Annotated in this window: 2 protein-coding genes; both read left to right on the top strand. The window is 75.2% G+C overall.

What is annotated here, in order from left to right; genetic code table 11:
* The first annotated feature begins 98 nt into the window (after positions 1 to 98).
* Positions 99 to 22,145, top strand: a complete 22,047-nt coding sequence (locus ACFVYS_RS10640; protein ID WP_389500771.1) for a non-ribosomal peptide synthase/polyketide synthase — start codon at positions 99 to 101, stop codon at positions 22,143 to 22,145.
* Positions 22,146 to 22,233: 88 nt separating this feature from the next.
* Complete coding sequence (locus ACFVYS_RS10635) at positions 22,234 to 22,437, top strand: MbtH family protein (protein ID WP_389500769.1); 204 nt, start codon at positions 22,234 to 22,236, stop codon at positions 22,435 to 22,437.
* The last annotated feature ends 40 nt before the right edge of the window (positions 22,438 to 22,477 follow it).

Raw genomic sequence — 22,477 nt, 5'->3', positions numbered from 1 at the left:
GAAGGGGTCTATCAAGTAAGGCAATGCTTACCTTACTATTCGAGCGGTCGCGGCTCCGCTGAGCCGTTCCACACCGCACCTGGGAGGCACGGGCAGCTGTGTCGGGCAACACGCGTTCTTCTGCACAGGCGACGGCGACGGACTACTGGCGGCTGCGGTTCGCCGCCCCCGTACCGCAGCCCGCACTGCCGCTGGACTTTCCGCACCCGCCCCGCCAGGAGGGGACGGCACCGCGCGCCCGGCGCGCCGCCGCGCCGGCGCCGGCCGCCGACCGGGCGACCGGACTCGCCGCCCTCGTGGCCCTGCTGCACCGCTACGGCGGTGCCGCGACCGGGACGGCGGTGGCGCACGAAGGGCTGCCGCTGCGCGTGGCGGCCGACGGCGACACCCCGTTCGCCGAACTGCGCGCACGGGTCGGGGCGGCGCTCACCGAGGCCGCGGCCCACCGCCTGCCGACCGCCGACCTGCTGGCCCTCCTCGCCCCCGAACCCTTTCGCGGTGGCGGCCTGTTGTGCGCCACGGGCTTCGGCGACGCGCCCTGGGACGAGGGCGGCCCGCTGGACCTGGCCCTGACCGTGGCCGACGGGGAGGTGTCGGCGGACTACCGGACGGACCTCTTCGAACCCGCCACCGTCGACCGGATCCTCGGCCACTACCGCACCCTCCTCGCCGACGCCCTCGCCCGCCCGGCCACCCCGGTCGCCGACCTGGAACTCCTCGACGACGGGGAACGGCACCGGATCCTGCACGACTGGAACGACACCGCGCACGACGTACCCGCGCTCACCTGGCCGCGGATGTTCGCCGACCAGGTCGCCGCCCGCCCCGACGAGGTGGCCCTCGTCCACGAGGACGTCCGCCTCACCTACGCCGAACTCGACGCGCGCGCGGCCCGGCTGGCGCACGCCCTGGTGGCCCGGGGCGCCGGTCCGGAGACCGTGGTCGCCCTCGCCGTACCGCGCTCGGCCGACATGATCGTCGCGGAGGTCGCCGTCCTGAAGGCGGGCGCGGCCTATCTGCCCGTCGACACCGACTACCCGGCCGACCGCATCGCCTACATGCTCGCCGACGCCCGGCCGGTCTGCCTCGTCACCACCGCCGAGATCGTGCCCGACCTCCCCCCGGACATCGAAACGCTGGTTCTCGACGCCCCGGACACGATCGCCGAGCTGGCCGGCCGTCCCGCGCAAGGTCCGCCGGCCGTCGACGGGTTGACGGCCGCGCACGCGGCCTACGTGATCTACACCTCCGGCTCCACCGGCCGTCCCAAGGGCACGGTGCTCTCGCACGCCGGCGTGGCGGGGCTGGTCGCCACGCAGCGGGAGCGCTTCGGGATCGGCCCGCACAGCCGGGTCCTCCAGTTCGCCTCGCCCAGCTTCGACGTGGCGTTCTGGGACCTGTGCCTCGGACTGCTGTCCGGCGGCCGGCTGGTCGTCGTGCCCGCGGACCGCCGGGTTCCCGGCGCGCCGCTCGCCGACTACGCGGACGAGCACGGCATCACCTTCATGATCCTGCCGCCCGCCCTGCTCGCCGCCATGCCGGACGACGTACGACTCCCGCCGCGGGCAACGCTGCTGGCCGGAACGGAACGGGTGTCCCCCGAGCTGGTCGGCCGGTACGCGCGCGGCCGGATGATGTTCAACGCCTACGGCCCGACCGAGGCCACCACCAACTCCACGCTGGGCCTGTGCGATCCGGACACCCCGCCCGGCACCATCGTGCCGATCGGCGTGCCCGACCCCGGCACCCGCGCCTATGTCCTCGACGACCGGCTGCGGCCGGTCCCCGCCGGTGTCACGGGAGAGCTCTATCTCGGCGGCGCCGGCCTCGCCCGCGGCTACCTGGGCCGCCCCGGCCTGACCGCCGAACGCTTCGTCGCCGCCCCCGACGCCCTCGCCGCCGCCCCCGGCGACCGGCTCTACCGCACCGGCGACCTGGTGCGCTGGAAGGCGGACGGACGACTGGAGTTCCACGGCCGCGTGGACAGCCAGGTCAAGATCCGCGGCTTCCGCATCGAGCCCGGCGAGATCGAGTCCGTCCTGCGCTCCCACCCGGCCGTCGACCAGGCCGCGGTCGTCGTCCGCGAGGACCGCCCCGGCGAACGGCGCCTCGCCGCCTACGTCGTGCCCTCGCTGGACGCCGGCCCGGACGCGGACGCCGAGGCCGGTGTCGCCGACTGGAAGGACCTGCACGAACTGCTGTACTCGGCTGCGGGTTCGGAGGCCTTCGAGGAGAACTTCGCCGGCTGGAACAGCATGTACGACGGGCTGCCCATCCCCCTCGCGGACCTGCGCGAGTGGCGGGAGGCGACCCTCGCGAGGATCCGCGCCCTGCGGCCCCGGCGCGTCCTGGAGATCGGCGTCGGCTCCGGCCTGCTGCTGTCCCGGCTCGCCCCGGACTGCGAGGCGTACTGGGGCACCGACCTGTCCGAGGAAGCCGTACGGGCCCTGGACGCCCAGGTGTCCGCCGTCCCCGGCCTCGCCGACCGGGTCACCCTGCTGGCCCGGCCCGCGCACGATCTCACCGGACTGCCCGAGGGCCACTTCGACACGATCGTCGTCAACTCCGTCGTCCAGTACTTCCCCGGCGGCGACTACCTCACCGGCGTGCTGCGCGCCGCCGCCGCGCTGCTCGCGCCCGGCGGCGCCCTCTTCGTCGGCGACGTACGCAACCTGCGGCTGCTGCGCACCCTGAGCGCGGCCGTCGAGAGCGGGCGGGTCCGGGACGAGGGGGCCGAGCGAGACGAGGACAAGGAGGCCCTGCGCGCCGCCGTGGACCGGGCGCTCGCCTGGGAGGGCGAACTCCTCGTCGACCCCGACTACTTCACCACCCTCGACGGCCTGACCGCCGACATCCGGATCAAGCGCGGCACGCACCACAACGAACTCACCCGGTACCGCTACGACGTGGTCCTGCGGCCGCGGGCCGACGGGGGCGCGGCGCTGCCCGAGTCGCCCTGGCCCGCGCTCGGTTCGGTGCACGCCCTCGACACCCTGCTCGCCGGGCACCCGGGCCGGCTGCGGGTCACCGGCATCCCCAACGCCCGGCTCGCCGACGACCTGGCCGCTCTCGACGCCCTGCGGGACAGCAGCAGACCGGCCGGCGCGACGCACGGAGTGGACCCCGAGTCCCTCCACGAGAACGCCGCCCGGCACGGCTACGCGGCGACGCTCACCTGGAACGGGGACGCCGAGGACGGCAGCCTGGACGCCGTGTTCGCGCCCGCCGGGGACGACCTCGCGGCTCCGTACCGCCCCGGCGGCGGCCACCCGCTCACCAACCGTCCGGCGCCCTTCCGCAACGTCACCGCGCTGATGACGGCCCTGCGCCGGCACGCCGCCGCGTACCTCCCCGACTACATGGTCCCGGCCGCCTTCGTCCCGCTGGACCGGCTGCCCGTCACCCCCAGCGGCAAGCTCGACGCCGCCGCCCTGCCCGTGCCGGACCTCACCCGGACCGGCGCCGGACGGGCCCCCGGCACGGACCGCGAACGGCTGCTGTGCGAGCTGTACGCACGGGCGCTGAAGGTGCCGTCGGTGGGCGTCGACGACGACTTCTTCGCGCTCGGCGGCGACAGCATCGTCGCCGTCCAGCTGCTCGTCCTGGCCCGCCGGGCCGGTCTGGAGCTGACCCCGCGCGACGTCTTCCGCCACCGCACGGTCGCGGAGCTGGCCGGCGCCGCCCGCACCGCCGAGGACGCCCCCGTGGACGACGCCTCCTGGCAGCTGAGCGACGACGAACTCGCCTCCCTGCAGGGGGAGTCCGCCGTCACCGTCGAGGAGACGCTGCCCCTCGGCCCGCTCCAGGAGGGCTTCTTCTTCCACGCCCTGATGGACGGCGCCGAACACGACACATATGTGGTCCAGCAGGTCGTCGAGCTGTCCGGACCGGTCGACGGCGCCCTGCTGCGCCGGGCGGCGCAGCGGCTCCTCGACCGGCACGCCCCGCTGCGCGCCTGCTTCCGGCAGACGCCCGACGGCCGACCCGTCCAGATCGTCGCCACCGGTCTCGAACTGCCCTGGCGCGAGGTGGACCTGGCCGCGCAGGACGACCTCGCGGCCCGGGGCGCCCTCGCCGAGGCGGTCGCCGCCGACGAACGGGCCCACCGCTTCGACCTCGCCCGGCCGCCCCTGGTCCGCTGCGCGCTGATCCGCTTCGGGGACGAGCGCAGCCGACTTTTCCTGACCTTCCATCACATCGTCGCGGACGGCTGGTCGCTGCCCGTCCTGCACCGCGAACTGCTCGCCCTGTACGGCGACGCCCCGGCGCCCCTGCCCGAAGTCGCCCCGTACCGCGGCTACCTCCGCCGGATCGCCGGCGCCGACCGCGAGGCCGCCCGAACCGCCTGGCGCGCCGCCCTCGCCGGTGTCGAGGAGCCCACCCGGCTGGTCGAGACCCCGGCGCCCGCCGGACCCGTCGAGCCCGCGCAGATCCGCGTGGAGCTGTCCGAGCGGGTCACCGCCCGGCTCGCCGCCCGCGCCCGGGAGCGCGGGGTGACCCTCGGCACGCTCGTGCAGGGCGCGTGGGGGCTGCTCGTCAGCCGTATGACGGGACGTCAGGACGTGCTGTTCGGTACCACCGTGGCCGGCCGTGACGCCGCCGTCGACGGCATCGAGTCGATGATCGGCCTGTTCATCAACACGCTGCCCACCCGGCTGCGCTGGACCCCGGGCGACACCCTCGGCGGGCTGCTGGAGCGGCTCCAGGAGGAGCAGAGCGCGCTCCTCGACCACCAGCACCTCGGCCTCGCGGACATCCAGCGGGCCGCCGGGCACACCGGGGGCGGCGAACTCTTCGACACACTCGTGGTGTTCGAGAACTACCCCGGCGGCGACGGCGCCGCGGACATCACCGACCCGAGCGGCACCATCGCCGTCGCCGGGCACGCCTTCCACGACGCCGTGCACTACCCCCTGGCCCTCATCGTCAAGCCCGGCCGCCGTCTCGACCTGCGGCTGAAGCACCACGCGCGGCGCCTGGACGCCGACGCCGCGCAGTCCCTCGCCGACCGGCTCACCCTCGTCCTGCACGCCCTGGCCGACGACCCCGCCGCCCGGGTCGCCGACCTCGACCTGCTCACCCCGCGCGAGCTGGCCGGCGCCCACCCGGTGGGGGAGTCCCGGCCGGTCCCGGCCACCACGCTGGCCGCCGCGTTCGCCGCGCAGGTCGCGCGCACCCCGGACGCCACCGCCGTCGTCCCGGACGGCGCGGCCCCCCTCACCTACGCCGAACTGGACGCGCGCGCGGAGCAGTTGGCCGGGCGCCTGCGGGCCCGGGGCGCGGGCCGCGAGCGGTTCGTCGCGGTCGCCGTACCCCGCTCGGCCGAACTGATGGTGGCCCTGCTCGCCGTCCTGAAGTCGGGAGCCGGCTATCTGCCCCTGGACCTGGACCACCCGGCCGAGCGGCTCGCGTACACGCTGACCGACTCGGGGGCGACCACGGTCGTCACGACGGCACGGGACGCGGGACGGCTGCCGTCGGTCGAGGGCCTCGACGTGATCGACGTGATCGACGTGAGCGGCACGGGCGACGTGAGCGCCACGACCGGCACGGACACGGCGGCGGACGACCTCCCGCCCGCCGCCCCCGTGGACCCGGCCCGCCCCGACGACCCCGCCTACCTCATCCACACCTCCGGCTCCACCGGCCGCCCCAAGGGCGTCGTCGTCACCCACCGCGCCATCGTCAACCGGCTCGCCTGGATGCAGGGCGAGTACGGCCTCACCGCCGGCGACCGGGTGCTCCAGAAGACGCCGTCCGGTTTCGACGTGAGTGTCTGGGAGTTCTTCTGGGCGCTGTGCGAGGGCGCCGCCGTCGTCCTCGCCGCGCCGGACGGACACCGCGACCCCGCCCATCTGGCCCGCCTGATCCGGGCCGAGGGCGTGACGACGATGCACTTCGTGCCGTCCATGCTGGAGGCGTTCCTCGCCTCCGACGAGGTCACCGCAGACCCCACGTGGGCGGGCGGTCTGCGCCGGGTGTTCAGCAGCGGCGAGGCCCTGTCCGGAGCCGCGGCCCGCCGCTGGCACGACCTGACCGGGGTGCCGCTGCACAACCTGTACGGCCCCACCGAGGCCGCCGTCGACGTGACGCACCACGCCTACGACGGCGCGTCCGACATCACCGTGCCGATCGGCCGGCCCGTGTGGAACACCGGCCTGCGCGTCCTCGACTCCTGCCTGCGCCCGGTCCCCGACGGGGTGCCCGGCGAGCTGTACCTGACCGGCGTCCAGCTGGCCCGCGGCTATCACCGGCGCCCCGCGCTCACCGCCGACCGGTTCGTCGCCGACCCGTACGCCGACGAGCCCGGCGCCCGTATGTACCGCACCGGTGACCTGGTGCGCCGCCGGCCCGACGGCATCCTCGACTACCTCGGCCGCACCGACCGCCAGGTCAAACTGCGCGGCAACCGGGTCGAACTCGGCGAGATCGAGGCCGCGCTGACCCGTCACCCGGCCGTAGCCCGGGGCGCGGTCGTCGTCCGCGACCAGCGTCTCGTCGCCTACGCGGTCCCGGTGGCCGGAGCCGCCGTCGGCCCCGCCGAGCTGCGCGCCGCCCTCGCGGACGCGCTGCCCGCGCCCCTGGTCCCGGAGGCCTACGTCGTCCTCGCCGACCTCCCGCTCACCCCCAGCGGCAAGCTCGACCAGGCCGCGCTGCCCGCCCCCGAGGCCGAGCGCGCCGCCCGCCGGGAACCCTCGGGACCGCTGGAACGGCGGCTCACCGAGATCTTCGCGGCCGTCCTCGGCATCGAGGACGCCGGCCCCGACGACGACTTCTTCCGGCTCGGCGGCGACAGCATCAGTTCCATCGGCGTGGCCGGCCGGGCCCGGGCGGCAGGCCTCGACCTGAGCCCCCGCGACGTGTTCACCCACCGCACCCCCGCGGCCCTGGCGGCGGCGGCCGGAGCGGTGACGGCGGCCCCGAGCGCCGGCCGGGCCCCCGCCGCCCCCTTCAACCTCACCGACGCCGGACACGCCCGTGTCCGTGCCCTGGCCGCCCCGGCCGCCGTCGCCGACATATGGCCGCTGGCCCCTCTCCAGGAGGGTCTGTTCTTCCACTCGGCGTACGACGAGGGCGCCCTGGACGTCTACACCGTCCACGAGACGTTCGACTTCGCCACCCGGCTCGACACCGGACGGCTGCGCGCCGCCGTCCGCACCCTCCTCGCCCGCAACCCGGGCCTGCGCGCCGGCTTCACCAGCGAGGGCCTCGACCAACCGGTGCAGTTCATCGTCCGGGACCCGCAGGTCCCGCTCGAAGAGGTCGACCTCTCCCACCTCCCCGCCGCCGAACAGGACGTACAACTGCGGGAGTGGACGGACGCGGAGCGCGACCGGCGGTTCGACCTCTCGGCGCCCCCGCTGTTCCGGCTGCTCCTGCTGCGCCTCGGCGCGGAGCGCGGCGACCGGCTCGTCATCGGCCGTCATCTGATCCTCTGGGACGGCTGGTCGGCCTGGCTGTTCCTCGACGAGCTGTTCGCGCTCTACGAGACCGGCGGCGACGCGAACGCCCTTCCCGAGCCCGGCAGTTACCGGGACTATCTGACCTGGCTGGAGGAGCAGGACGACTCGGTCGCCACGGCCGCCTGGCGCGCCGCCCTGGCCGGTCTCGACGAGCCCACCCTGCTGGCCCCGGCCGCGGCCGACGGCCTCGAACCGGTCATCCCCGACCAGCTCGACATCCGCCTGTCCGCCGAGCTCGGCGACCGACTGCGGGAGACGGGCCGCGCCCACGGTCTGACCCTGAACACGCTCCTCAACGCGGCCTGGGGGCTCACCCTCGCCTCCGCCACCGGACGCCCCGACGTGGTGTTCGGCACCACCGTGGCAGGCCGGCCCAGCGAGGTCCCGGACGTCGGCGACATCATCGGGCTCTTCCTCAACACGGTGCCCACCCGGATCGTCCTCGACCCCGCCGAACCGGTCCTCGGACTGCTCCGCCGCATCCAGGGCGAACGCCTCGACCTCATGCCGTACGAGCACCTCGGCCTCGGCGTGCTCCAGGCCGAGACCGGACACCGCAAGCTCTTCGACACCCTGTTCGTGCTGCGCAACAACGACACCGAGGAACGGCTGGCCGACCTGCGCACGCGGCACGGCGCCACGGCCGTCGCCAACGTCGACGCCACCCACTACCCGGCCAACCTCGTCGTGACCCCGGGCCGCGAGATCGCCGTCACCCTCACCCATCGCCCCGACCTCGTCCCGGCCGACCGGGCGCGCACCCTCCTCGACCGGTTCGCGCTGCTCCTCGACCGCCTGAGCGCCGGCCTCACCGCGCCCGTCGGCTCCCTCGACCCGCTGCTGCCCGCCGAACACGAGGCGCTGCGGCGGGAGTCGGCGGCGAGCCGGGTGCCCGATCCCGAGGACACCATCGCCGACCTGCTGGCCGCGCAGGCCGGACGCACCCCGGACGAGCGGGCCCTCGTCTTCGGCGAGCGCACCCTGACCTACGCCGAACTCGACGCGGCCGTGAACCGCATGGCCCGGCTGCTGATCGACCGGGGCGCCGGCCCCGAGCGGGTCGTCGCCCTCGGCCTGCCGCGCTCCCTGGACATGGTGGTCGCGCTCTTCGCGGTCCTGCGCACCGGCGCCGCCTACCTGCCGCTGGAACTGGACCATCCGGCCGACCGGCTGTCCCTGATGCTGGCCGACGCCCGCCCGCTGCTGCTGCTCACCACCCGGGCCGTCTCCGCCACGCTGGACGGCGACATGGCCCGAGTCCTGCTCGACGACCCGGACACCGGGAACGAGCTGGCCGGGCTGTCCGACACCCCGGTCCGTCTCCGCTTCAGCCTCGAACACCCCGCCTACGTCATCTACACCTCCGGCTCCACCGGCCGCCCCAAGGGCGTCATCACCCCCTACCGGGGCCTGACGAACATGCAGCTCAACCACCAGAAGGAGATCTTCGAGCCGGCCATCGCCGCGGCCGGCGGGCGGCGGCTGCGCATCGCGCACACCGTGTCCTTCGCCTTCGACATGTCGTGGGAGGAACTGCTCTGGCTGGTCGAGGGCCACGAAGTGCACGTGTGCGACGAGGAGTTGCGCCGTGACGCCGAGGCGCTGGTCGCCTACTGCGAGCGGCACCGCGTCGACGTCGTCAACGTCACCCCGACCTACGCCCGGCTGCTGATCGAGCAGGGCCTGCTGACGGGCCATGTGCCGCCGCTGGTGCTGCTGGGCGGCGAGGCCGTCCCGGAGACGGTGTGGACGGCCCTGCGCGACACCGAGGGGACCTACGGCTACAACCTGTACGGGCCGACCGAGTACACCATCAACACCCTCGGCGGCGGCACCCTCGACAGCGAGACGCCCACCGTGGGCCGCCCCATCCGGGGCACCCGCGCCCACCTCCTCGACGCCTGGCTGCGCCCGGTGCCCGACGGCGTGCCCGGTGAGCTGTACATCGCCGGCATCGGCCTGGCCCGCGGCTACCTCGGCCGGCCCGCGCTGACCGCGGAACGTTTCGTCGCCGACCCGTTCGGGGAGCCCGGCGAGCGCATGTACCGCACCGGCGACCTGGTACGCCGGGGCCCCGACGGCAACCTCGACTTCCTCGGCCGCACCGACGACCAGGTCAAGATCCGCGGCTACCGCATCGAACCCGGCGAGATCGAGACCGCCCTCAGCCGTCACCCGCTGGTCGCCCAGGCCGCCGTCGTGGTCCGCGACGAACGCCTCGTCGGCTATGTAGTGCCCTCCGGCGCCGACTCCGAGGAGCGCTCCGCGGCCGAGGCCGCGCAGGTCGGGGAGTGGCAGGAGATCTACTCCGACGAGTACGAGGAGATCGGCACCGCCGTCTTCAGCGAGCGGTACGACGGCTGGGACAGCTCCTACGACGGGCAGCCCATCCCCTTCGAGCAGATGCACGAGTGGCGCGAGGCCACCCTCGCCCGCATCGGCGCGCTGCGGCCCCGCCGCGTCCTGGAGATCGGCGTGGGCTCGGGCCTGCTGCTGTCCCGGCTCGCCCCGGACGTGGAGGCCTACTGGGCGACCGACTTCGCCGCCCCCGTCATCCGCAAGATCGGAGAGGAGGTACGGCGCGACCCGGCCCTCGCCGCCAAGGTCGAACTGCGCTGCCGGCCGGCCGAGGACCTGAGCGGTCTGCCCACCGGCTACTTCGACACGGTCGTCATCAACTCGGTCATCCAGTACTTCCCGAGCATCGACCACCTCACCGCCGTACTGCGCGGCGCCATGGACCTGCTCGCGCCCGGCGGCGCCCTGTTCGTCGGAGACGTCCGCAACCTGCGGCTGGCCCGCACCTTCCACACCGAGATCCAGCGCGCCCGCGGCACCGCCGAGGCCGACCTGGAGGCGGCGGTGGAGCGCGGCCTGCGGCTGGAGAAGGAACTCCTCGTCGACCCGGGGTTCTTCACCACCCTCGGCTACGGGGTCGACCTGCGGACCAAGCGCGGCCACCACCACAACGAGCTGACCCGGCACCGCTACGACGTCGTCCTGTACGCCGGCGAGCCGGACGTACGGCTGGACGGTGTGCCGGTGGTCGACTGGGCCACGGCCGACACCGTCGGCGAACTCGTGCGCGGGGACTGGTCAGGGGCCGAGAGCATCGGCGCACTGCTGGGCGGCAACCGGTCCGCGACCGGGGGCACCGGCCGGCACCCGCGCGGCGAACGGCCCGCGGGCCTGCGGCTGACCGGCGTGCCCGACGGCCGCACCCGCGAAGCGGGCGTCGACCCGGAGCACCTGTGCGAACTCGGCGCGGCCGCCGGATACCGGGTGCTGACCACCTGGTCGGAGCGGACCGGAACGTTCGACGCGGTGTTCCTGGCGACCGCCACCGCCGAACCACGCCTCACCGGCGGCCTGTTCCGCGCCGAAGGCGGCACCCACCCCCACGCCAACGACCCCACCGCCGCCCGCGAGGCGAGCGCCCTGGTGCGCCGGCTGCGCGAGGACCTGGGCCGCGAACTGCCCGACTACATGGTCCCGGCCGCCTTCGTCACCGTCGACGGCCTGCCCATGAACGCCAACGGCAAGCTCGACGTGCGCGCCCTGCCCGACGCCGAGCCCGCCGTCGCCCTCGGTGGCGGACGCGGCCCGCGCACCCCGGGGGAGGAGGTGCTGTGCCGGCTGTTCGCCGAGGTGCTGGGGCTGCCCGAGGTCGGCGCCGAGGACAACTTCTTCGACCTGGGCGGACACTCGCTGCTCGCCACCCGGCTGGTCAGCCGCGCCCGCACCGAACTCGGCGCCGAACTCGCCATCCGTGACCTCTTCGAGGCGCCCACCCCGGCGCTGCTCGCGGGCCGCGCCGACGGGGCGAGCCCGGCCCGGCCGGCCGTCGCCCCTGTCACGGACCGGCCCGCCCGCATTCCGCTGTCGGCCGCCCAGCGCCGGCTGCTGCTGGTCGAGCAGATCACCGGAAGCGGCGTCGCCTACCACTTCCCGCTGGTCTTCCGGCTGCACGGGGCGCTCGACACCGAGGCCCTGGCCGCCGCCCTGCGGGACGTCGCCGGCCGCCACGAGGCGCTGCGGACGGTGTTCCCCGTGCACGGGGGCGAGCCGTACCAGCGGATCGTCCCCGCCGACGAGGCGTTCCCCGGCTGTACGGTGACCGACTGCGCCGAGGACGCGCTGCCCGCGAGGATCGAGGCGGCCCAACGCCGCGCCTTCGACCTTGCGACCGAACTCCCGCTGCGCTGCGAGGTGTTCCGGCTGGGCCCGGACGAGCATGTGGTGGCCGTCGTCCTGCACCACATCGCCACCGACGAGTGGTCCGACCGCCCCTTCCTCGCCGACCTCGGCACCGCCTACGCGGCCCGCCGCGAGGGACGGCCGCCCGTCTGGGCGCCGCTGCCGGTGCAGTACGCCGACTACACCCTCTGGCAGGACGACCTGCTCGCCCGGACCGGCGAGAGCCATCTCGCCCACTGGGCGGACGCCCTGCGCGGCCTGCCCGACGAGCTCGCCCTGCCCGCGGACCGGCCGCGTCCGGCCGAGCCGACCGGGCGCGGCGGCAAGGTCCGCCTGGAGCTGCCCACCGCCACCGGCCACGCCCTGCGTGAGCTCTCCGGAGCCACCGGGACCAGCATGTTCATGGTGTTCCAGGCCGCCACCGCGGCGCTGCTGCACCGGCTCGGCGCGGGGGACGACATCCCGCTCGGCGCGCCCATCGCGGGCCGCACCGACGAGGCGCTCGGCGAACTGGTCGGCTTCTTCGTCAACACCCTGGTCCTGCGCACCGACCTGTCCGGCGAGGACCTCACGTTCCGGCGGCTGCTGGCCCGGGTGCGGGAGTCGTCCCTGAAGGCCTTCGAGTACCAGGACCTGCCCTTCGACCGGGTCGTTGAGGCCCTCAACCCGCCCCGGGTGGCGGGCCGCAACCCCCTCTTCCAGGTCATGCTGGGCTACCACCACCGCCCCGACGGCGACCCGGACGTGCTGGGCCTGCGGACCGAATGGTTCGACATGGACACCGGCATGGCCAAGTTCGACCTCCACTTCACCTTCGTCGACGAGACCCGCCGCGACCGTGTCGTGCTGTTCCTGGAGTACGCGGCCGACCTCTTCGACCACGGGACGGCCGAGCGGCTCGCCGGCCGTACGGCCCGGCTGCTGGAACACGCCGCGGCCGAACCGGACCGCCCGGTGCGCGACCTCCGGCTCCTGGCGGACACCGAACGGGCGCTGGTGCTGGAGGAGTGGAACGCCACCGCGCACCCCGTCCCGTCCGCCACCCTGCCCGGCCTCTTCTCCGCCCAGGCGGCGCGCACCCCGCAGGCCACGGCACTCGTCTTCGAGGGCGAGCGGCTGACGTACGCGGAGCTGGACGCCCGGGTGGAGCGGACCGCACGGGTACTGGCCGGGCTGGGCGCGGGCCCCGAGCGGACCGTGGCCGTCGCGCTCCCGCGCTCGCCCGAACTGGTCGTCGCCCTGCTCGCCGTCCACCGCGCCGGAGCCGCCTATCTCCCGCTCGACCCGGACTACCCGGAGGAACGCCTCGCGCTGATGGTCGAGGACGCCCGTTCGGTGTGCGTGATCCGCGACGGCCTGCCGACCGGGCCCGAGAAGGACCTGCCCGCGTCCCACGATCCGGCGCACCCCGCCTACGTGATCTACACCTCCGGCTCCACCGGCCGCCCCAAGGGAGTCGTCGTCCCGCACGAGGGCATCGTCAACCGGCTGCTGTGGATGCAGCACACCTACGGTCTGACGGCCGCCGACCGGGTCCTGCAGAAGACGCCCTCCAGCTTCGACGTGTCGGTGTGGGAGTTCTTCTGGCCCCTGATCACCGGCGCCGCCCTGGTGCTCGCCCGGCCCGAGGGACACCGTGACCCGGCCTACCTGGCCCGGCTGATCCGCGAACAGGATGTCACCACCGTCCACTTCGTGCCCTCCATGCTCCAGCTGTTCCTGGAGGAGCCCACCGCCGCGCGGTGCACCGGCCTGCGCCGGGTGATGTGCAGCGGCGAGGCCCTGCCCGTCGGCCTGGCCCACCGCTGCCACGAGGTCCTGACCGCCGAACTGCACAACCTCTACGGGCCGACCGAGGCGTCGGTCGACGTGACGGCCGTCGAGATCGGACCGGACGCGCAGAGCGTGCCGATCGGCCGCCCGGTGTGGAACACCCGGGTGTACGTCCTCGACGCCGGGCTGCGCCCGGTGCCCCCCGGCGTCCCCGGCGAGCTGTACCTCGCGGGCGTCCAGCTCGCCCGCGGCTACCTCGACCGGGCCGCGCTCACCGCCGAGCGGTTCGTCGCCGACCCGTACGGGGCACCGGGAACCCGCATGTACCGCACGGGCGACCTGGCCCGGTGGACGGCCGACGGGACGGTCGCGTACCTCGGCCGCACCGACGACCAGGTGAAGGTGCGCGGCTTCCGTGTCGAACCCGGCGAGATCGAGGGAGCCCTGACCCGGCACCCGGCCGTCGCCCACGCCGTCGTCGTGGTCCGTGACCAGCGGCTGGTGGCCTACGTGGTGCCGGACCGGGACGCCGGACCGGTGGACGCGGCGGCGTTGCGCGCCCACACGGCCGCCGCGCTGCCCGCGCACATGGTGCCCGCGGCCTTCGCCCCGCTCCCCGCGCTGCCCCTCACCCCCAACGGCAAGCTGGACCGCCGGGCGCTGCCCGCACCCGACCTCACCTCCGCGGGTGCGGCGGGCGCCCCGCCGCGCGGCCCGCGCGAGGAGATCCTCGGCGGACTCTTCGCCGACGTCCTCGGCCTCGACCGGGTCGGCGCCGACGACGACTTCTTCACCCTCGGCGGACACTCCCTGCTCGCCATGCGACTGGTCAGCCGCGTCCGCACGGTCCTCGGAGCGGACCTGACCGTGCGCACCGTCTTCGAGGCACCCACCCCCGCGCTGCTCGCCGCGCGGCTCGACGACCGGGCCGGCGGCCTGCCCGCCCTCGTCCCCGCGGACCGGCCCGGGGAACTCCCGCTGTCCTTCGCCCAGCAGCGGCTCTGGCTGCTGCACCGCATCGAGGGGCCGGGCGCCACGTACAACATCCCGGCCGCCTGGCGGCTGACCGGCGCCCTCGACCCGGACGCGCTGGCCGCCGCGCTGAACGACGTCGCGGCACGCCACGAGAGCCTGCGCACCGTCTTCCCCGAGGACGACGGCCGGGCCCGCCAGGTCGTGCTCGACCCGTCCCGCGGCACGGTCCCCGTCCGGCACGGCCGGGTCACCGAGCGCGAACTGCCCGGCCGGCTCGCCGAGGCCGCCGCGCGCGGCTTCGAGCTCGACCGCGAACTCCCGCTGCGCGCCCACGTGTTCGACCTGAACCCGGACGAACACGTCCTGCTGCTGGTGTTGCACCACATCGCCGGCGACCAGTGGTCCGACGGCCCCCTGTGGCGTGACCTGGCCCTCGCCTACGAGGCCCGCCGGGCGGGACACCGGCCCGCGTGGGCGCCCCTGCCGGTGCAGTACGCCGACTACGCCCTCTGGCACCGCGAGGCACTCGGCGACGCCGACGCGCCGGACAGCCGCCAGTCCCGCCAGCTCGCCTACTGGCAGGGCGCCCTCGCGGGCCTGCCGGAGGAACTCGCGCTGCCCGCCGACCGGCCCCGGCCGCGGGAGAGCAGCCACCGCGGTGGCGCCGTCGGGCTGACCGTCGACGCCGGACGGACCCGGGCCCTGCGCACGCTGGCCCGCCGCCATGGCGTCAGCATGTTCATGGTCGCCCAGGCGGCCGTCGCCACCCTGCTGCACCGGCTCGGCGCCGGAGCGGACATCCCGCTGGGCGCACCGGTCTCGGGACGCTCCGACGAACGCCTCGAAGACCTGGTCGGTTTCTTCGTGAACACCCTGGTCCTGCGTACCGACCTGTCCGGTGACCCCACCTTCACCGAGTTGCTCGCCCGCGTCCGGGAGACCGACCTCGCCGCCTACGAGCACCAGGACCTGCCCTTCGAACGCCTGGTGGAGGCCCTCAACCCGGCCCGCTCCCTGGCCCGGCACCCGCTGTTCCAGGTGATGGTCGTGCACCTCGAGAACGCCGGCGCCACCCCCGCCCTGCCCGGTCTGACCGCGCACCGCGAACCGCTCGGCCAGCAGGGCGCCAAGTTCGACCTCAGCTTCGACTTCGTCGAGCAGGGCGAGGAAGGGCTGAGGTGCTGGATCGAGTACAGCGCCGACCTCTTCGACGAGCCGACCGCCGAACTCCTCGCCGCGCGGCTCGACGCGCTGCTGGAGCAGGTCGCCGCCGACCCCGGCCGCCGCGTCGGCAGCCTCGACGTGCTGCGCGACGACGAACGCGCCCTCGTCCTCACCGAGTGGAACGACACCGCGCGGCCCGTACCCGCCCTCACCCTGCCGGAGCTGTTCCGCGCGCAGGCCGCCCGCACCCCCGAGGCCACCGCGGTCGTCTTCGAGGACACCGCCCTCACCTATGCCGAACTCGACCTGCGGGTGGAGCGTCTCGCCCACAGCCTCGCCGCGCACGGGGCACGCGCCGAGGCCACCGTGGCCGTCGCCCTGCCGCGCTCCCTCGCCCTCGTGGTGGCGCTGCTCGCGGTCCACCGCGCGGGCGCCGCCTACCTGCCCCTCGACACCGGCTACCCGGCCGAGCGGCTCGCGTACACGCTCACCGACGCCCGCCCGGTCTGCCTGGTCACCGCCGACGGGGTCAATCTCCCGGACACCGAAGCGCCCACCCTCACGGTGGATGCCGACGGAGCACCCGACCGCCCGGCGCACGCGCCCCTGCCCACCGCCCACGACCCCCGCCACCCCGCCTACGTCATCTACACCTCCGGCTCCACCGGCCGCCCCAAGGGCGTGACGGTGCCCCACGAGGGCATCGCCAACCGGCTCCTGTGGATGCAGGACACCTACCGTCTCGGCTCCGGCGACCGGGTCCTGCAGAAGACCCCGGCCGGGTTCGACGTGTCGGTGTGGGAGTTCTTCTGGCCGCTCGTCACCGGCGCCACCCTGGTCGTGGCCCGCCCGGAGGGCCACCGGGACCCGGCCTACCTCGCCGGCCTGATCCAGCGGCAGCACATCACCACCGCCCACTTCGTACCGTCGATGCTGCGTGCCTTCCTCGACGAACCGACCGCGGCCGGGTGCACCGCACTGCGCCAGGTGATGTGCAGCGGCGAGGCACTGCCCGCCCCGCTGGCCGCCCGCTTCCACCGGACCCTGCCGGGCAGCCGCCTGCACAACCTGTACGGCCCGACGGAGGCGTCCGTCGACGTCACCGCCCACGAGGTGCCCGCCGACCCGGCCGCCGTGCCGATCGGCCGCCCGGTGTGGAACACCCGCACCTACGTCCTGGACGCCGCACTGCGCCCGGTACCGCCCGGCGTGGCCGGCGAACTGTACCTGGCGGGCGTCCAGTTGGCCCGCGGCTACCTGGGCCGCCCCGGCCTGACCGCCGAGCGGTTCGTCGCCGACCCCCACGCCGACGGGCCCGGCGCCCGTATGTACCGCACCGGGGACCTGGCCCGCTGGACCCGGGACGGCACGCTGGAGTACCTCGGCCGCGCCGACGACCAGATCAAGCTGCGCGGCTTCCGGATCGAGCTCGGCGAGATCGAGACCGTCCTCGCGGCGCACCCGTCCGTCGGCCACGCCACCGTCGTCCTGCGCGACGCCCGCCTCGTCGCGTACGTCGTCCCGGCCGGGGACGGCACGCCGGTGGACGCGACGGCGCTGCGCGCCCACGCCGCCACCGCGCTGCCCGCCCCCATGGTCCCGGCCGCCGTCGTCACCCTCGACGCCCTCCCGCTCACCACCAACGGCAAGCTGGACCGCAGGGCGCTGCCCGCCCCCGACTTCGCCGCCGAGGTGACCGGCACCCGGCCGCGCACGCCGCTGGAGGAGACCCTCGGCGCGCTCGTCGCGGACGTCCTCGGCCTCGAACGGGTCGGTGTCGAGGACGACTTCTTCTCCCTCGGCGGCGACAGCATCGTCGCCATGCAGCTGGTCGCCCGGGCCCGCGCCGCCGGGCTCGCGTTCAGCCCCCGTGACGTGTTCCGGCACAAGTCCGTCGCGGGACTGGCCGGCGTGGCCGCCACCACCGGACCCGCACCCGTCGACGGGGACCTCGGCGACACCGCCCTCCTGCCCGACCTCACCGACGAGGAGCGCGCCGAACTCGCCGCCCTGCCCGCCGGAACCGAGGTCCTGCCCGTCTCCCCGCTCCAGGCCGGCCTGCTCTTCCACGCCGCCCTCGACTCCGGCGAGGAGGGCCCCGACGTGTACACCGTCCAGCTCTCCTACGACCTGGAGGGACCGCTGGACCCCGACCGGCTGCGGGCCGCCGGACAGGCGGTGCTCGACGCGCACGAGAACCTGCGCAGCGGCTTCCGGCACCTGTCCTCCGGACGGCCCGTCGCCGTCGTACCGCGCACCGCCGTACTGCCCTGGCGGCAGCTCGACCTCGCCGGCCCGGACGCCGCCCCGGACGCCGGCCGGACCGATGACCCGGACGCGTGGACCCGGCTGCTCGGTCAGGAGCGGCGCCGCTTCGACCCCGAACGCCCGCCGCTGCTCAGGCTGCTGCTGGCCCGGCTCGGCCCGGACCGGCACCGGCTCGTGCTCTCGCACCAGCACCTCCTGCTGGACGGCTGGTCGCTGCCGCTGCTCACCGCCGAACTGTGGGCGCGCTACGAGGGCCGCACCCCGGCCGCGCCGGCCCCGTACCGCGAGTATCTGCGGCTGCTGGCCGCCCAGGACCCGGCCGCCTCGGCCGCCGCGTGGGCCGAGGTCCTCGGCGGTCTCGCCGAACCCACCCGGCTCGCGCCCGTCGACGCCGACCGCGCCGCCGCCGTGCCGCACACCCACACCGTCGCACTGGACGCCGTCCGCACGGCGCAGCTGGAGGCGTTCGCCCGGCGCCGGGGGGTCACCCTCAACACCCTCGTCCAGGCCGCCTGGGGTGTCCTCCTCGGCCGGCTCACCGGACGGGAGGACGTGGTGTTCGGCGCGACCGTCGCAGGCCGCTCACCCGAGCTGGCCGGGGCCGAGTCGATGATCGGCCTGTTCATCAACACCGTCCCCGTCCGGGTGCGGGTCCGTCCGCGGGAGAGCACGGCCGAGCTGCTGGCCCGGCTCCAGGACGAGCAGTCCCGGCTCATCGCCCATCAGCACCTCGGCCTCGCCGACATCCAGCGGGCCGCCGGACTCGGCGAACTCTTCGACACCCTGGTGGTGTTCGAGTCGTACCCGGTGACCGAGGCGGACGGGGGAGGCGCCGGGCCGCGCGTCACGGTCCGCGACCACGAGGACTCCACCCACTATCCGTTCGCGTGGGCCGTCGAGCCCGCCGAACGGCTGCGGCTGACCGCCGAGTTCCGCCCCGAGCTGTTCCCCCTGGCCACCGTACGGCGGATCACCTCCGCCCTGACCGCCCTGCTGACCGGCATGGCGGCCGACCCCGATCGCCCGGTCGGACGGCTCGACCTGCTGGACCCCGCCGACCGGCACACCGTCCTGCGCACCTGGAACGACACCGCGCTGCCCGCACCGGCGGACGAGAGGCCGGGCACCGTGCCCGCGCTGTTCGCCGCCCGGGCCGCCGCCGCACCGGACGAGGTCGCCGTCACCGACACCTCGGTGACCTGGACGTTCGCCGAACTCGACGCCCGCACCGACCGGTTGGCGCGAACCCTCGCCGGACAGGGCGCCGGCCCCGAGCGGATCGTGGCCCTCGCCCTGCCCCGCACCGCCGACCACATCGCCGCGATCCTCGCCGTGATGAAGGCGGGCGCCGCCTATCTGCCCCTCGACCCCGACCTGCCCGGATCCCGGCTCGCCGGCATGCTCGACGACGCCCGCCCGGTCCTGGTCCTGGCCACCGAGGAGACCGCCCGCGCGCTGCCCGCCACCGAGATCCCGCTGCTGCTCCTCGACGGCCCGGCCGACGGCCTGCCGCAGGCGGATCCCACCCCTCCCGCTCCCGACCACCCCGCCTACGTCATCTACACCTCCGGCTCGACGGGCCGCCCCAAGGGTGTCGTCGTCACCCAGCGCGGTATCGCCAACCTCTTTCACAGCCACCGCCACGACCTGCACGAAGTCGCCCGGCGCCGCACCGGACGCCGGCACCTGCGCGTCGGGCACGCCTGGTCCTTCTCCTTCGACGCCTCCTGGCAGCCGCAGCTGTGGCTGCTGGACGGACACGCCCTGCACATCGCGGACGACGAGACCCGCCGTGACCCCGAACTGCTCACCGCCTTCGTCCGGGACCGGGGCATCGACTTCATCGAGGTCACCCCGTCGCTGCTGGCCCAGATGGCCGACAGCGGGCTGATCACCCCCGAGGGCGACTGCCCGCTCTCCGTGGTCGGCTTCGGCGGCGAGGCCGTACCCCCGTCGCTGTGGGCACGGCTGGCCGCGCTGCCGGACACCGAGGCGGTCAACCTGTACGGCCCCACCGAGGCCACCGTCGACGCCCTCGTCGGCCGGGTCCGCGACAGCGCGAGCCCGGTCGTCGGACGCCCCGTCCACCACTCCCGCGCCTATGTGCTGGACACCGCGCTGCGCCCGGTCCCGCCCGGCGTCACCGGCGAGCTGTACCTGTCGGGACCGGGTCTGGCCCGCGGCTACCTCGGCCGGCCGGACCTGACCGCCGAGCGCTTCGTGGCCGACCCGTTCGGTCCCCCCGGGGAGCGCATGTACCGCACCGGTGACCTGGCCCGCTGGACCGAGGGCGGCCTGCTGGAATTCGCCGGCCGCACCGACGACCAGGTCAAGATCCGCGGCTACCGGGTCGAACTCGCCGAGATCGAGGCCGCGTTGGACGCCCACCCGGCCGTCGCGCAGACTGTCGTCGTGGCCCGCGAACACCGGCCGGGCGTACGGCAGCTCATCGCGTACGCCGTCGTCCCGGACGGTACGGAGGACCCGGCCGCCCTGCGCGCCCACGCCGCCGCCGCGCTGCCCGACTACATGGTCCCGGCCGCCGTGGTCGTCCTGGACGGGCTGCCGCTGCTCTCCAACGGCAAGCTCGACCGGGCCGCCCTGCCCGCCCCGGACTTCACCGCCGCGGGCGGCGGCCGGGCCCCCGTGAGCGACGCCGAGCGCACCCTGCGCGACCTGTTCGCGGAGGCCCTCGGGCTGCCCGCCGAGGCGGTCGGCACGGACGACGACTTCTTCGCCTTCGGCGGCGACAGCATCGTCGCCATGCGACTCGTCGCCCGGGCCCGGGCCGGCGGCCTGCGGGTCACCCCCCGTCAGGTCTTCCGGCACCGCACCGTCGCCGCGCTCGCCGCCGTGGCCGTCCCGCTCGGCGCCGACGAACGGCACGCCGCCCACGACGACGGCACCGGCACCGTCCCGCTCACCCCGATCATGCGCGCCCTGCTCGAACGCGGCGGCCCCATCGCCGCCTACCACCAGGCGGCCCTGGTCCGCACCCCGGCCGACCTGACCGCACCCGGGCTGCTGACCGTGCTCACGGCACTCGCCGCCCGGCACGACATGCTCCGCGCCCGGCTCGTCCGCGACCCGGAGTGGACCCTGCGCGTTCCGCCGGCGCGGGAGACCGACGTCGGCACCTGGCTCACCCGGGCCGACGTGCGTGGCGCGGACGAGGCCGCACTGCGCGCCGCCATCTCCGCGCACGCCGGGACGGCACGGGCCGGGCTGGACCCGGAGGGCGGGGCGATGGTGCGGGCGGTCTGGTTCGACGCCGGGCCGGGACACCCCGGCCGGCTGCTGATCCTCGTCCACCATCTGGTGATCGACGGCGTCTCCTGGCGGGTCCTGCTGCCCGACCTCGCCACCGCCTGGGCCGCCGTCCGCGCCGGCCGCCCCGCCGAACCGGCGCCCGTGGAGCTGTCGTTCGTCCGCTGGTCACGGCTGCTCGGGGCCCGGGCCGGCGATCCGGCGACCGAGGACGAGCTGCCCTGGTGGACCTCCGCCCTCGCCGAGGGCGCCGACCTCCCGCTGGCCCGCCCGCTGGACCCGGCCCGGGACACGGTCGCCACCACCCGCCATCTCTCCCTGACCCTGCCCGCCGACCTGACCGGGCCCCTGCTGAGCCGGGTCCCGGCCGCCTTCGGCGCCACCGTCAACGACGTCCTGCTCACCGCGTTCGCCCTCGCGGTCGCCGACTGGCGGGCCCGGACCCCGGGCGCGCGGGGACCGGGCGGACCCGTCCTGGTCGACCTGGAGGGCCACGGCCGCGAGGAGGAACTCGCGGGCGGCGCCGACCTGTCCCGCACGGTCGGCTGGTTCACCAGCGTCGTGCCCGTACGACTGGACCCGGGCGAGGCCGACCTCGCGGATGCCTTCACCGGCGGCCCCGCCCTGGACGAGGCCCTGGCCCGGATCCGCGCCCACCTCGCGGCGCTGCCCGCCTCCGGGATCGGACACGGCCTGCTGCGCCGGCTCAACCCCAGGACCGGCCCCGGGCTCGCCCGGCTCGGGGAGCCGCAGATCGAGTTCAACTACATGGGCCGCTTCGGGTACCCGGAGGCCGTCGACTGGTCCTACGCCCCCGAGGAGGACGCCGCCGACCTCGACGCGGACCCCGGCATGCCGATGTCCCACGCCCTCACCCTCAACGCCCTCACCGAGGACCGTCCCGAGGGGCCGGAACTGAGCGCCCACTGGGCGTACGCGGCCGAACTCCTCACCGAGGACGCCGTACGGGACCTGGCGCGGACCTGGTTCCGGGCACTGGAGGCGCTGGTACGGCGGGCGTCCGAGTCCCGCCCCTAGCCACGACCACCCCGACCCCGACGACCATGACCCCAACAACCACGACCACGACGGCAACGGATCAGACCAGAAAGACAGGGACCGCGACATGAGCAACCCGTTCGAGAACCCCGACGGCGTCTACTCCGTCCTCGTCAACGACGAGGGCCAGTACAGCCTGTGGCCGGACTTCGTGGACGTCCCGGCCGGCTGGACCGTGGCGCACGGCCCGGCCGCCCGCCAGGAGTGCCTGGACCACATCGAGACCCACTGGACCGACCTGCGGCCCAGGAGCCTCGTCGACGGCGTCTGAGTCCGGCGGCGCATGACGAGGGGGGCGGCCCGCACGGGCC

The sequence above is a fragment of the Streptomyces sp. NPDC058295 genome (assembly GCF_042880655.1).
GTDB lineage: Bacteria > Actinomycetota > Actinomycetes > Streptomycetales > Streptomycetaceae > Streptomyces > Streptomyces coriariae.
Note: the sequence above shows the minus strand (reverse complement) of the source record. Positions and strands in the feature narration are given on the sequence as shown.